At 51.5% G+C, this 15,233-nt stretch carries 10 protein-coding genes; all 10 read right to left on the bottom strand.

Features of this window, described 5'->3' with window-relative positions; translation table 11 throughout:
* Positions 1–30: 30 nt before the first annotated feature.
* Positions 31–5,895, bottom strand: a complete 5,865-nt coding sequence (locus MT343_RS02565; RefSeq protein ID WP_243989455.1) for a PKD domain-containing protein — start codon at positions 5,893–5,895, stop codon at positions 31–33.
* A gap of 436 nt (positions 5,896–6,331) precedes the next feature.
* On the bottom strand, positions 6,332–7,252 hold the full coding sequence (locus MT343_RS02570; protein WP_145471092.1) for an AgmX/PglI C-terminal domain-containing protein: 921 nt from the start codon (positions 7,250–7,252) through the stop codon (positions 6,332–6,334).
* 1 nt (position 7,253) lies between these two features.
* Entirely contained in the window at positions 7,254–7,757 is a 504-nt protein-coding gene (locus tag MT343_RS02575; protein ID WP_145471091.1) for an ExbD/TolR family protein, read from the bottom strand.
* 5 nt (positions 7,758–7,762) lie between these two features.
* On the bottom strand, positions 7,763–8,251 hold the full coding sequence (locus tag MT343_RS02580; RefSeq protein WP_145471090.1) for an ExbD/TolR family protein: 489 nt from the start codon (positions 8,249–8,251) through the stop codon (positions 7,763–7,765).
* Positions 8,251–8,940, bottom strand: a complete 690-nt coding sequence (locus tag MT343_RS02585) for a MotA/TolQ/ExbB proton channel family protein (RefSeq protein WP_145471089.1) — start codon at positions 8,938–8,940, stop codon at positions 8,251–8,253. Before MT343_RS02585 ends, MT343_RS02580 begins: the two co-directional genes overlap by 1 nt.
* Before the next feature lies 1 nt (position 8,941).
* A complete protein-coding gene (locus tag MT343_RS02590; protein ID WP_145471088.1) occupies positions 8,942–9,223 on the bottom strand; it encodes a hypothetical protein in 282 nt (93 codons plus the stop codon).
* A gap of 3 nt (positions 9,224–9,226) precedes the next feature.
* Entirely contained in the window at positions 9,227–9,955 is a 729-nt protein-coding gene (locus tag MT343_RS02595) for a tetratricopeptide repeat protein (RefSeq protein WP_186436049.1), read from the bottom strand.
* Entirely contained in the window at positions 9,942–12,779 is a 2,838-nt protein-coding gene (locus MT343_RS02600) for a tetratricopeptide repeat protein (protein ID WP_145471086.1), read from the bottom strand. The genes MT343_RS02595 and MT343_RS02600 overlap by 14 nt, the downstream gene beginning before the upstream one ends.
* Entirely contained in the window at positions 12,776–14,461 is a 1,686-nt protein-coding gene (locus tag MT343_RS02605) for a tetratricopeptide repeat protein (RefSeq protein ID WP_145471085.1), read from the bottom strand. The genes MT343_RS02600 and MT343_RS02605 overlap by 4 nt, the downstream gene beginning before the upstream one ends.
* 5 nt (positions 14,462–14,466) lie before the next feature.
* Positions 14,467–15,039: an AraC family transcriptional regulator gene (locus tag MT343_RS02610; RefSeq protein ID WP_222428628.1), complete on the bottom strand. Its 573-nt coding sequence runs from the start codon at positions 15,037–15,039 to the stop codon at positions 14,467–14,469.
* Between the last annotated feature and the right edge of the window lie 194 nt (positions 15,040–15,233).

The following is a 15,233-nucleotide window of genomic DNA, read 5'->3' on the forward strand; positions in this document are numbered from 1 at the left end:
TTTTTTATTGCTCGTTATTTACTGCCGGTCTTAATGTACCCGTGCACCGCTATCCAGCCATTCGCTGATTAAACGCAGTTCTTCTGCACTGAGCATGGCGCTGTGATTAATGCGCGGGGTATTTTCATCCGGGTTAAACAGGTAGTTGCTGTGATCCGGTTCGGTGCTGAACAGTTCGAAGAAATTCGCTGATTCAAGAGCTCCCAGATCGGACATCAGCACGCGGCTGTAGCAGGTAAAGCAGTCGTTGCCTGGCTGTTCGACAAAAGGCAGTTCCTGCTGACGACGGCAGTGGTTGCTGCTCACCGGGCTGAACTGGTTGGCCAGATACATATAGGTTGCGCGTGGGCTGAACAACTCGCGGTATGACACGATATTGGCTTTATCCAGTGCTACGCCGTCCCAGGTCAGATCAAGACCGGTGGCGCCGGAATTATCGTGGCAGGCAACACAGCTGCGGCCGCTGTTGTCGCGTCCGCTTTTTTCCCACAATGGCTGCACATGGTCGGTGTAGGTGATGCGGGCACTGCAGTCTTTATCCCAGCTGTTAATACAGGCGCTGCTGGCCGGTGCCGGAGTATCCAGCTGACTGTAGCTGTAGCTGATATCGGCGGCGGCATTGTTCAGACTCCACACGTCCTGATAACGGATGTCGGCGCTGACAACAGGCAGACTGTGCTGATGATCTGCCAGTGCTTCGGCCATGGTCTGACCATCTTCGCTGGCAACAATCGCGCTGTTGGTATTGGCGAAGGCATAACCGGCATGACCGCCCGGATTGACCTCAGAATCTTGCTGATAGTGCAGGGTTTCACCGGCAGCAACGTTCAGCGTGTGCGCTGACAGGGCATTCAGGTAAGCATAATGCTCGTTCTTGCTGGCCAGTGCTTTCAGACGGCTGTTCACCACTTCCAGCGTAAAATCGGTGTTGGCTGGTACTTTAAACAGAGCGGAACCATCGGGCTGAACCGCGGCGTAACCCAGCAGTTCTTTGTCTGAATTGAGGACGCGGATAAAACGCTCACTGCGTTCATTCAGCGGAAACAGGGCCGGATCGCGCAGAGCAGCAATGCCACCCTGGCTGGCCATCATATCGACGCCTTCAACGTCATAAATGCTGCGGATATTCACCACACCATAGTGGTTGCCGATAGGCTGGTCGGGCTCGGTGTAGGCGCAGTCTTCGCTGTCGTTAAAATCGTCGAGCAATGATGCGAGAGCAACGGCTTCTTCACGCTCAGCACGGCTGATGCGGCACTGAGCCAGCAGTTCGCTGCTGCGGTTAATGGCATCGCTGATGGTGCCGGTTAAGGCAGCGCCATTGGCCTGGTTCAGGCGGGCGGCAATCCACTGATGTGACAGAATAAAGAGTGCATCGCCACGCGGTGGCGTATGCAGGTTATTCAGCCAGGTCTGGCCACAGATATTGGTGTCTTCGCTGACCAGATAATCCGGAACGGCAGGCCATGCAACCTGCTGGCTTGGGTTGCTGGCGTAGCGGTTATGGTTTTTCCAGTAACCCTGACCGGAATAACAGGCGCCCGGAGTTGGCCCGGTAGGATCAGTCGGATCGGTAGGATCGGTAGGATCGGTAGGATCGGTAGGATCAGTCGGATCAGTCGGATCAGTCGGATCAGTCGGATCAGTCGGATCAGTCGGATCAGTCGGATCAGTCGGATCTACATCATCACAATTTTTCTCTTCTTTATAAGTCACGATAAAAGACGTGATTTTAGGATCTTTAAAGAAGTTATATTCAGTTCCTTCACGGGAGAAGAAGCTTGCTCCGGTCAGGTCTTCACCCACCGGGCTTTGTGATGTTGCGCGCACTGCGATGGTAAATTCTTCACCACGGAACGGACCGACCACACCACCATCGGTGTTGTACCAGTACTGGAAGTCACCAACATAATGCTTGTTTGCAGCGCTGCCGTTACTTACTGAATAAAGTTCGTGGCCATCGTCTGACAGAATCACCTGATCAACCGGAATGCCTGCGGCATTCAGATTGTTGTCGGTGAGCACCTCAAAATACACTTTGTTGTTGCTCTGTCCGGCGGCATCTTTATTAAAGAAGAAGTACAGGAACAGATCGCCTTCATTCAGCTGGCCGCGTGGTTTAATCGCAGAATTGTTCGAGTAGCTGCGTGCAGCATGGGCAACCGTCGACTCATAGAAGAAAATATGAGCCGAGCTGTCTTTTGGCTGCGGCAGTGCATCATTGTATGCGTCTGCCACATAGGTCGGATGCGCTGAGTCACTGTAGTAGTTGTAACTGGCCGCTGGCGTATTGGTTCCTTTGAACGAGGTGATATTGCCCAGGAATACATCTTTAACCAGTTTGTCCGGGTTATTTTCACTGGCTTTTGCCGCCCAGATGGATAATTTCTTGCCGCTTACACACATCTGATCATCAGCAACGGCTTCGATCATTACGGTATCCGGCGCGCTGACACTTTTGCCGTCACTCACGGTCAGTTCAACAACATAGAAACCTTTTTCGACCAGCGTCAGCGTTGGCTGCTGGGCGGTAGGGTCGGTCAGCAGGTCAACATCGATTTCTGCCGGTGAACTGATCACTCTCCAGCTGTAAGTCAGGGTATCACCGTCGGCATCGGAGCTTGCGCCACCATCCAGCATAACGGTTGTGCCAACCTGCTGATTCAGGACATCCGCACCAGCATTGGCAACCGGCTTATGATTGGTTGGATCAGTCGGATCGGTAGGATCAGTCGGATCGGTCGGATCGGTCGGATCAGTCGGATCAGTCGGATCAGTCGGATCAGTCGGATCGGTCGGATCGGTCGGATCGGTTGGATCAGTCGGATCGGTAGGATCAGTAGGATCAGTCGGATCGGTAGGATCGGTAGGATCGGTAGGATCGGTAGGATCGGTAGGATCGGTAGGATCGGTAGGATCGGTAGGATCAGTAGGATCGGTTGGATCGGTTGGATCGGTTGGATCAGTCGGATCAGTCGGATCAGTCGGATCAGTCGGATCAGTCGGATCAGTCGGATCAGTCGGATCAGTCGGATCGGTTGGATCAGTCGGATCGGTTGGATCAGTCGGATCAAGCAGATCTGCCACGGTAACTGCCAGAGTGGTACTGGTGCTCAGCGGATAAATCACGCTGCTGTCAGCATCGCTGTCCTGACTTTTCACTGTCATGGTCAGAGTGAAATCATCGCTCAGGCTGGATGGCCACAGCAATTGCAGTGCACCCTGATAATCGCTGTCGATTTTCCAGCTGTTCTGGTCAATCCGTGTTGCATGGCTCAGCAGGGCTTTTTCCGGTACGCCGGAAATAACGGTGCTCAGAATGGTTTCGGAGCCATCAGTATCCAGCAGCTGTGCGCTGGCAGTCAGTTCGACGCCCTGAGCAAAAATCAACTCGCCGCCCTGACTCAGGTTTTCGATGCTGCGGTAGGTTACCGAACCACCACTAATAAATTCGATACGGCCGGTGTGCTCGCCCAGAGATTCGATACGGCTGACCAGCGATCGATCAACAATCAGGTGATCAAAGCCATCGCCGCCGTCGATATCGGTATTAACCGCATCAGACCAGCCTTTAATCTGAATAACGTCATCGTCTTCGCCGCCATTAACACTGCCGGCATTAATCTGAATCAGATCGCTACCACGGCCGCCATTTACGCTGCCGCCAAGCATTTGCACGATATCGTTACCATCGCCGGCATCGACACTGCCACGATTAACCTGAATAACATCGTCGCCCGCAGAAGCAGAAATATTGGCATCGTTTGCGACAATCCATTCATCGGCGGCACCGGCCTGAATATCGCCACGGGTCTGAGCGGTACCGACCAGAACATAATTGCTGCTGTTCAGTTGGCTGATGACCTGATCAATATTCAGGATGGCGCGGTTTTCTTGCAGATAAGCACTGGTAAAACGGTCACTGGCCAGAGGCTGCCGGGTCAGGCTTAACTGCGGTGCATCGGCAACGGCCTCAACCGCCACGCTGATCTGACCAGTAAAGGTTTTGCTCTTACCCTTGGCGCTGTAGGTAACGGCGGTTTTCAGAAGGGCATCGCTGCCGCTGTGTTCGGCAGGAATAAATTGCGCTTCGGCCAGTTTATTCAGGGCGATGGTCCAGCTGCCGTCAGCATTGCGGACGCCGACATTAAATGCAGCCGCGGCAGGTACGTCACGGACAACCAGCGCACCCATCGAACCATCATCAATCCAGCTTTTATAGGCGGACAGATCAATGTTGAGTGCTACGGCGATATCTTCGCTGGTGCTCAGCGTGCCATTAATAGCGGCACCGGTTGGCTCTGCCGGATCAGTCGGATCGGTAGGATCGGTAGGATCAGTAGGATCGGTAGGATCGGTAGGATCGGTAGGATCGGTAGGATCGGTAGGATCGGTAGGATCAGTAGGATCAGTAGGATCAGTAGGATCAGTAGGATCAGTAGGATCAGTAGGATCAGTAGGATCAGTAGGATCAGTAGGATCAGTAGGATCGGTAGGATCGGTAGGATCGGTAGGATCAGTAGGATCGGTAGGATCGGTAGGATCAGTAGGATCGGTCGGGTCCGGAATAACCGGTGCAAAATTCAGATTGCTGCCCTGGTATGGGTAAGCAACGGCCAGTTCGGTATACACCACTCCTGATTTACCATTAATAACCGGCTGACGGGTATTGCTGGCCGGATCATAGGCCCAGACGCCATAGCGGGCACTGACCGAATCAAAATCGGTTGTGTCACGGCAGGAATCGGTCAGACCACTTTTTTGGCTAAGACACTGAGTCCAGCTGATCAGCATACGGCCGCTGCCATCACGGTAAGGCCAGAAAGCACTGTACCAGCCACCACGGGAAATCTGCCCCGGGTATACGTTAACCTGACCACCGGTATAAGACTCAGGTGATAAACCGGCAAATACCGTATTGGCCTGCTGGCCGCCGGTAATGGTAATAACATCGCCGCCCATCAGGCTGTGATTCTGGTGTTTAATCAGTGCGCCCAGGTGGCCATCGGCATCCTGTACAACATTCATTAATTGCAGGCTTGCTTCATCACTGCCCAGCGGAATTTCGCCGCTGGCTAATTCTTCCGGCTCACCGTTGCTGCTGTTCAGGCGCAGCAGACTGTATTTTTTACTGGCGGCGGTTGCACCGCTGGCACTGACACAGCGGCTGGCACTGATGCTGGTGGCTTTTACAGTGCTGCTGTCACTTTCACATACCGGCGCTTCACTGCCGCTGGCAATACGGATAAAGACCAGGCTGCCATCGGCCATCATGGTTGGTTTGTAGTCGTAAACGCTGCCGCTGGTCAGCTGGGTCAGATCGCTGCCATCACGACCCATTTTAAACAGTACTGAGTTTGCGCTGTCGTTTTGTCCGCGGGTGGAGGAAAAAACAATATCGCCATCGCTGGTGTAAGCAGGGTTGGTGTCCTGGCCGCTGTTTGCCAGGCTGTCATCGCTGAGCACGCGACGGACATTGCCCTGATTAAAATCGTATTCGTACAGATTCCAGGTTTCGCCGCTGTTGGCGGTTGCGCTTTTTTCGTTCAGGGCACGGGCAGAAAAAATCAGGAAGCGACCGTCGGGTGAGACGTTCAGGTCTTTAACATCGTAGAGACTGCTGCCGATGGCGTTGGCCAGAACTTCTTTATCGCTGGCGCTGGATGAAACACGCTCGCGTACAATCAGCTGTGCCCCGGCCAGATAACTCTGAGCGGAAGCTTCTGTTGCATTGCTCAGTGTTCGCTGCACATAAGCAAAAGGCACATCGTTGGTAAAGGTGGTGTCACCTTCGCTGATTTTCGGATCAACGCCAAGATCTTCACCACAGCCTGCCAGTAACAGGCTGCTGCACAGTACGCCGGAAGAACAGAATTTAATTACAGCTGATTTCATCGTTGCTCACCCTTGAACTAAAAACCGGTAACGCTGCCTGAGCAACGTGTTGAACCAGTACTTACACCGGATGCTCAACAGCGAGATCCGGACCCGAAATTGGGCATCGCTATTGTGTCATTTTGTTAAATGGGAAGATGGAACATGATCACAAACCAGAAGGGCAAAGGGGGCAGTTTCCGATATTGTGAACCAGTGCTGATTTGTCAGAAGAGATTGGATTAAGCGTGAAAATCCGCGGGTTTTATTGCGCTTTTTCCATGTGAAAGTCGCTAAATGGCCAGCCGGAATTACACAAATCAGGACGCTTTCAGCAGGCGGCCCGAATTATCTTATTTCTGGTTTTTACGTAACCAAAATGTTGCACAAAGAAGATTCGGCAGAGTAAATCTCCCCGTAAAAAAGGATACGGAGAGATTTATTCTAACAATGCTGTTCAGCTCGGAATCAGTACAAAGGTGTACTGCACTTTCGTTGGTGCCACCTTTTCCTGACCGAAATTAATACCGGATACTTTCGCCAACATCTTTTGCTCAAGATCCGGCATGCTCAGATCGCTGCGGATTAACTTCAGGCGCGATACCGTGCCGTCAGGTTCGACCACCAGTTCAAAGACAAACTTACCGCTCAGATCCGGATACTGACGCAGGGCTTTGGCATACAGGGCATACACGCTGCCTTTGGTATTTTCGATGGTCCGGCGGATACTTTCCATATCGCGCCGGCCGCGGGCCCCTTCGCTGTAGCTGCCGCCCTCATCCGGTAAATCGAGATAGGCTATCGGACTGTCGATCGCTGTCCCCTGATGTTGCGCCAGTGCGGTTCCTTTTACCTGCATATCCATATCGGCATTTTTCAGACCGCCGCTGCTGTTCAGATTCTCCTGACCCAGGCTGGAGCGGGTATTCGCTTTGGCTTGTCCGCCTTTTTCCGACAGGTTTTTATTCTGTAATTTGCTGACATCCACTTTGGTTTTCATGGTGTTCAGCGAAGACAGAGCCTGTAGTGCCTGAGCCGGTGCTTTTCCTCCGGCTTTGGGCTGCGGACGATCGGCAGCGGTTACTGCTTCCTGTGGTTTCGGTTTTGGCTTGGGTGGTGGTGGCACCACTTCCTGTACCGGTTTGGATTGTTCCGGCATTTTCGGCGGTTCCAGCATCACTTTGGTACGCACGACAGGAGGCTGTTCTATATCACTGAAATGCACATCCCAGGTCGGTAAAAAAGGCACGGCAATAAACAGCACCAGCAACACAATAGCCAGACGTTTAACCTGGCGGATAAAACGCTGGTTATTTTCTTCGTTAACGCTCCACGGCAGATCAAGTTGCAGCGAAACAAACTGAGCACTGGCTGACATACTATTGTCCTCCGGCAGTCAGTGCGCTGGCGGCAACCTGATTAACCGCAAGCGATACATCACGGAATCCATAGGCACTGCAGGTTGTCATCACGGCTTTTAATAAATCGTAGGGCACACTCTGATCACCCATGATGGTTACCGAGCGGCCGATTTTCTTTTCTACTTCGGTCAGCTCACCACTTTCTTCGGCAAAGGCTTTTAACGCTTCGCCCAGCGGTTTATTAACTTCGCCCGGACGGCGGTTAACGTCGCTGACGGCAACAATTTCTTCGTTGTCGATCATGATGGCATTCTGAGCGACATTAATAACCAATTGTCCGTGCAGGGCTCCATCGGCATTGGAGTCCGGCAGTTTGACAAAATTGGCTTTGGCCAACTCCTGGCTCTCACCGGTATTCATCAGCAGGAAGAACACCAGGATGGTAAAAATATCCATCAGCGAGGTCAGGTTCAGTGTGGCTGTCTTGGTGACTTTGCGCTGAATAAAGCTGTTTGAGGCCATATCCGTTACCGTTTTTTATCCCCGAGAGAAATTTCCGGGAAGAGTTCAACTTCGACCAGACTGGCAGCCACCACCGTTTTATACGATTTAACGGTATCCATGGTGGAAATCAGAGTCTGATACTCGACGTTTTTGGCAGCAATAATAGTTGCGTCTTTTTTATCGCTCAGCTGATCTTTCAGATCACGCATCAGCTGTGACAGCTCGCGATAATTGTACTGGTTGTCGCTGAGCGGAATCTTTTTCAGCAGCTTTCCGGTGGGGAAATACACGGTAAAGCCTTCATTATCGACCATCACATCCAGCTGCGACTGGCTGAGTTCCGCTGCAGACTGACCACCGCTGAGCTCAGGCAGGTTAATATCCAGCACCCGCACTTTGGTAAAGGTCAGACTGAGCAGCAATACCGGTACCAATACGATCATCAGATTCATAAAGGATGTGATATCAATATCGGTATCTTCCGCCATGCGACGGTTCATTTTAAAAGCCATCAGGATGCCTTTTGATCGTCGCCACGATTGTCTTTCGGATAACCGGCTTCAACGGCGCGGTTCAGAGTCATTACGTTGAGAAATTTCATCGCGGCCATTTCAATGCTGCTGACGATGGCATTGGTTTTGTTATTGATTACCGCACTGGCAATCAGCAGCGGGATCGCCGCAATCAGACCAAATGCCGTGGTATTCATCGCTACCGAAATAGACTGTGACAGCAGGGCAGATTTATCCGCCGGGTCGGCGTTGGCAACGGCAGCAAAAGCCGCGATCAGACCAATAATGGTACCAAGCAGGCCGAGCAGGGTGGCAACGTTGGCCAGCATGGCCAGGTAGTTGGTGCGGTTTTCCAGGCGCGGCAGAACTTCCATCACACCTTCATTCATGGCTTGCTCAATATCGGCACGCTGCTTGGTGATCTTCATCATATCCAGACCACAACCAATAATGCGCGATACCGCCGCCTGATGATCACGGGTGAACAGGGTCATTTTTTCGTGATCGTTGGTGCGCAGTAATGGCAGAAAATCCTGAAAGGTTTTTTCGTTGCGGGCTTTTTCGCGCTTGAGGAATATCCAGCGTTCAAAAGCAATCGCCAGGCCCAGTACCAGTACGATAGAAATCGGATACATAAACAGGCCCCCTTCTTTCAGGAAGTTGACCACGATGCTGTAGATATCGCCCATTTTAGTTAGCCTCAGAATTTAAACTTGGGTTATTTTCAAGATTCATTTCGTCATAGATACGCATCGAGCGCAGCATAACGTCACGATCAATCGCTTCCAGACTGTTGTCGTACCGGTCTTCCACATTCTGGTAAAGCCGGTCGACGCCGCTGGCTTCCTGCCAGGGCACAAAGTAACTGACAGAGGGTTGTTCTTTATCGCCGACAATCTTACTTTCCAGTTTGATTGGTTCTTCAGCGATAGCTGGCAGACTGAATAAACAGGCAATGAACAGATATTTCATGGTTTATTCCGCCGCCAGTTTGGTGCTGTCTTTTACCGCCGGTCCGGCATCAATAAAGCTTTTATTGATGCCGGTACGGCTTTGCACTTCCTGATACCAGTCGGCCGCAGCGTGCGTCTTTTTATTGGTCAGAAACAGGTAGGCTTCATAGTGTGCCTGTGCCTGCTGCGGAATGTTGAGATACAGGTCATAAAGCACAGCCAGATTCAGATGTGCTTCAGGAAAGTCAGGCCATTGTTGCAGGGCTTTGGCATAAGTATTCTGGGCCGCAATAAATTGCCCCTGACGGCGCTGTGCTTCGCCAAGACCCAGCCAGGCATTAACATTTACGTCGTTAATCGCCAGTGCTTTCTGATAATACTCGGCAGCTTCGGCATAACGCTCATTGGTCATGCTGATATCACCGAGCATGGCCAGAGGGCCGGCCAGTGACGGATCTTTTTCGGCAATCACTTTCAGCTTCTGCACTGCGGTTTTTTCATCATCGGCGGCGAGTGCTTTTTTCGCTTCGATAAACAGCAGTACTGACCCTTTGCTGATGGTACCGGTTTGTTTCAGATATGGATTCTCTGCCGGCACATAGGGAATTTTCTGCCCTTTTTCATCATACGCCTGGTGTGGCAGGTACTTTTCTGTCTGGGTCAGAGTCTGAGTTTCTGTTGTTGTCTGCGTCTGCTGGGCGGCACAGCCGCTGAGCAGTGCCAGAAACAGCATGGGCTTAACGAATTTCATCGCCATACCTCTTTTGTTCTTCGGTTTTGTTAAAGCGTGCCGGAGATAGCAGCGCCAACGCTTTGAAACTGTCATCAATCCACTGGTTAAAGTGACCTTTCCAGCCTTGCTCAACATTGCTGGTATATACCGACAATGCCAGTTCCAGCATCGGCGCAGCTTGTTGTGCAATCAGCTCGCGGAACATTGCGCTATCCTGCTCGGACATGCCTTCCGGAACGGGCAGGGTCTGCAGCTCGTTAGCCATCTGCTGATACAGACGGGCAATTTTAAAACTGCCCTGGGTGGTGAATTCCAGCAGGCCATATTCGGCAGCCAGCTGATAACGGCTGACGGCATCCTGCAGACTCTGGTTTTTCAGCGGTAAATTGCGCTCGAGATTGGCAGCCAGACGGCGTTTATTAAACTCAGCAGCAAAGTAGTCGCCATATTCGTTATTGGCCCAGGCCGCCAGCCAGCGGGAACGGTCAGTACGCATTTCACCGGCACTGGCATCACCCTGAACAATGCGGCGCAGCCAATAGAGTTTGCGGCGCTCATCATTTTGCTGGCCGTAAATCAGAGCAATGTGATAGCGCGCTTCCATACGGTTATCGAATGGCTGTTCATAATTACGTGCCCAGGTCTTGTAGTACTCAAGCGCTGTATCCAGCTGACCCAGTTTTTCGTATAAGCCTGCAGCAGCGAACAGGGCATCACGTTTTACGTCAGCACTTTTGTCGTTGGCGTACAGGTAGTCGTAGGTTTTGGCAGCAGGCAGCAGCTGGCCATCCTGTTCATAGCCATAGGCCAGTTTGCGTGGGAATTCGGCTGCCAGCTCATGTTGTGGATAAAGGGCTCGTAATTCTTTCAGCTCTGTAATGGCTGGCTGCCATTGTTTTTCTGCAAGTAAAGTTACGGCTGCATCGTATTGGGCAATAACACGGACTTTGCTGTCAGGTGCAATGGTTTTGATGCGCAGCTGCTGTTCGGCGGCTGCCAGTTTTTGCCCGGCGGCCATCATGCCTTCGGCTTTTTTATACACGGCGGTGGCCATGCGCTCGCTGACAGCGACGTATTGTGGGTGTTGTTTGCCTAACAGCTGACGCTGGTTGTCGTAGTTCTTTTCCGCTTCCAGGTAATTTTTCTGCTGGTAATACGAGTGCGCGATAATACCGTATGCGGTTTGTTTCAGATTTTTATCCAGCGCTTTATTGCCGCTGATCAGCTTGCTGGCCACGTCAATCGCTTGTGGATAACGGTTCAGGCTGAATAAATATTCGGCGGCGTTAGTCAGTACGGCAGGTGAGCGCTTGTCGGTATCGTAGCGCTCGGTAAAGCGCAGCATACTGGCGACTGCATTTTCCTGTGCGTGGGATTTTTCTTTTGGATTCTGTTCCAGTTCCGCAATACGGTTCTGATAAGCCAGGATCGCTGCATAACCTGAGCGGTTGCCGAATTCTTTATCCTGATACTGGTAGCTGACAATTTCATAGTCGGCGGCAGCCTGATCGTACTGCTTCGCCTCGAAATGTGCTTCTGCTTTCAGGTAACGTTGTTTAGCCAGATCGCTGCTTTGCGGAAAGCTGCTCAGGTATTCGCCATAATATTGAGTCGCACTGGCATAAGAGACGGCTGATTTTTCGTTAAGCTCATCGGCACCTTTAATTTTGGCGGCGTCTTTCTCGCCAGCCAGTTTGGCCTGCGCCTGGGCCTGTGCATGGAAGTGTGCGGCCAGCTCGGTCAGATAGGGTTTCAGGTTGCTGCTGATATCAGCACGCAGGGTTTCGCTGGCCTGTGCCCAGTAAGCGGATTGCATACCGTATTGGGCAACATAAGCCTGCTTGGCCTGTAATACGTCTTTGGCAAACGCACCTTTAATGTAGGCTGCAATCAGCTTGCTGTGCATACCCGGTGTGCGGCTATCCATTGGGTAGCTGGCAATAAAGTGCTGATAGGTTGCAGCGCTGTCGGCGTAACGGTTTTTCTCCAGGTAATAGGCCCCCAGATTTTCATACACCTGCCAGATATAGGTTTTGTTGCGCAGGCCTTTTACGTCACTGATTTTTTCGGCACCGCCGAGGTTTACCAGTGTCAGACTGATGGAGTGCAGGGTGTCATCAACCAATGGCTTTTCGGCGTTGCTCAGGGTCTGGCTGCTTTGCTCGTCAAGAACAACGGAGAGCACATAAGCAAACGATTCCAGTGCATCATCAAACAGTCCGCGCTTATACAGAGCCCAGCCCAGCATGTAATGGGCATTGAGCTTCAGCGATGGGGCATTGGCTTCCGTTACCGTGCGGTAATGAAATTCGGCCTGCTTGTATTTTTCGTTATTGAAATTGATGTCGCCTAAGCGGAAATGGGCTTCGGCAATGCCGGAATAATCCGGGTGCAGAGCCACCAGACGCTTAAGCATGGCTTCGGCATTTTTGGGCTCGCCTTCCATCTCATAGGCTTTTGACAGCTGGTACAGCACTTCTGCGTTATCCGGAGAGTTCGGATATTTTTCCAGAATGTCGATATAAGAATTAATGGCGTCGCGGTAGTAACCTTTGCTTGGTTTATTCTCCGGGCTGGTTTGCAGGTGATCACCTTCGGCCATGGAGACACCGGCGATACGGCGTTCGATCTGCTCTTTCAGAAACTTGTCATCGACCAGCTCAAGCAGTTCCTGATATTCCTCACGCACCTGATGGTGATTCATATCGGAAAAATCGAGGTTACTTTCTTCGGTTTCCTGGCTTTTTAAGCTGCCGATTGTGTCGTTGCCGCCAAACAGACTGCATCCGCTCAACAATATTGGCAAACCCATAAGCAAGCCTATGTGGTTAAGGTGTTTCATTGCTGTGCTCCGCTGCTGGAATCTTCGATGTTATTCAGGGCTTTGTCGTAAAGCCGCGCTTTACCCAGGCGCGCCTGTGCCCAGTAGTACCGGATCCGTTCTTCGTGCTTATCCAGCTCGGCGGTAATGACACCGCGCATCACTTTTTCCAGTGAGCGGATAAGGCTGTTGGTATTGCTGAGTTCCTGTTCAACCTGCGCTGCCAGTTTTTTACTGCGCGCCTGCAGCTGATAACTGAGTTTGTAGGGTTCTTTGATGGCGGCTACCTGGTCCATTTTATCGCCAACCAGTTCCAGCTCTTTCTGGGTATTGGCCCAAAGACTGGTAAAGCGTTCCTGATCACGTTCGGACAGTGTCAGGGTGGTCAGCTTCTGTTCCATTAATCCATCTTTATAGAAACGGAATTTTTTCTGAGTCTCGTTGGCGGCAGCCATCAGCTTTTCCATGCCGGTCTGGTCGCGGCGGATACGGATGATGAGCTCATGTTCGTGAATCTGCATTTGCCAGAACTGCAGGTTGCGGCGGATACCATACAGATCGCGCAGCTCTTTGATGACTGAGTAAAAATTATTGGAAGCCATCAGCTCGGTAAGAAAAGGGGTCAGCTTGTTGTAATCCAGGCTTGGCTGCATGCCATACCAGTCAGATTCATCCAGCATGGCTTCGAGGTTAATAACAAATTCCTGTGGAATTTCTTGCGAGGCGATAACCTTACGCGCCATCTCAATAGCACTCAGCCCGTCTTTAAATGCCTTTTCGGCCAGCAGATATTGTTTCAGGGCACTGCGCTTGGCACCTTCGGTTTCATAAACATGGGCCAGCAGTACTTTGGCTTCCTGGGTTTCGGGAATGGTAATTGAGCGCTGATTTAACAGATTAAGCGCAGGTACTGCGTCGCTATAGCGTTTTAATTTGATCGCGGCCCAGGCATAGGTTAACAGTGCGCGATTGGAATACAGGCCAGTGGTACGCACGCCCTGCAGATAATTCCAGGCAGCCAGCAGATTGCCTTCGGTCATTTCCAGTTGTGCCAGCGCGTGCCGTGCACGGTCAGCCAGTACGGCCAGCTCTTCACTTTTATGCAATGCCGCAGTGGTCATTACGCGGTTCAGGCTGGCCATAGCTTCTTTGGTTTTGCCGCTTTTCAGCTGGCTGATGGCCAGGTTGTAAATCAGGTAAGGCTGAAAACGAATATTGTCTGACAACTGATTAATACCGGCGTTGGCAGCATCAGTCTGGCGGTTGCGGATATTAATCAGCGTCGCCAGGTAGTTATATTCACCGGCAATATCCTGCGGTACCTGACCATTAATCTGCATCAGGGCATGCGCAGCACGCGGAGTATCGGCTTTCTGATAATAGAGTTTGGCCAGATAAAACCAGGCGCGGTTGCGTTGCCCGGCAGCAACTTCCGGGGTGAGCAGCTGGCTGAAGATTTCTTCGGCCTGACCGGCAATACCATAAGAAAGGGTCATACCGCCTTTAAGTAAGCGGGCCTCATCGCCATGATGCTGCAGAGCATTCTGGCTGTGGGCGTATTCGTACTGTACCAGAGCGGAAAAATAATCCTGCTGATAGTAATCAAACAGAATACCGCCGTACTCCAGGTCTTTAACCTGCGCGGCGGTGGCACACTGGCTGGCAAGTATGAGTGGCAGCAGAAAGCGCATAAACATTCGCATAAGCACTACCACTGATTGATGGTAAACACAGGTTCCTGGCGGGCGCTGTCATCCGTGATGGCCAGTTCCAGATATTGGCTTGCTTTGCCTTTTTCCAGAGTCAGCTCTGCTGCTCTTTTATAAGCGCGACCATTCGGACCAATACCAGTAAAAAAGGCAGTGACTTCGTGCTTGCCTTCAGACAGGTTGGTCATAAACAGTTTCTGTACGCCACCGCGGTTCAGGGCTTCACGCTGTTTGGCGGAATACAGGTGAGTGGAGACCATCTTGTCGTCGATTTTCAGTTTGACGCTTTCCAGGGTAAAAAACTGTCCACCTTCGACGGCCACAAAAACTGAAAACTGGGTGTTGGTCGGAAACAGCAGTGCTTCTTCCATTACCCGCAGATCTTTGTTCAGCGTGATAACACGGTTCTTCAGCGCCTGAATGTTTCCTGACAGGCGCTGCACTTCGCTCATGGCTTTGTGGGCTTTTTCTTCCGATTTTTGCTGGCCGAAATCAATGCTGGCATCTGCTGCTAACAGGGGGGCAGATACGGAAAAACTGATGAAAAATGACAATAATGCCCAAAAACGCACGTCTGTTACTCCTGCCGCTCTTTACGCTGACGTTGGACGGTCGGGCATTATCTGCACTTATGAATTTAAAAACCTGCACCTGTTCAAAAAATGGAATAGTGCCAATTTTTTTTATCGCTAATGAGGCCTGCGTCACACTTTTGCTGCAACAGGCATCACAGTGTGAACAGGTTAACAGTCGGAAGGTGATTCAC

The sequence above is a fragment of the Venatorbacter sp. C2-1 genome (assembly GCF_022832715.1).
In the GTDB taxonomy this organism is placed as follows: Bacteria; Pseudomonadota; Gammaproteobacteria; order Pseudomonadales; family Oceanobacteraceae; genus Venatoribacter; species Venatoribacter alkanivorans.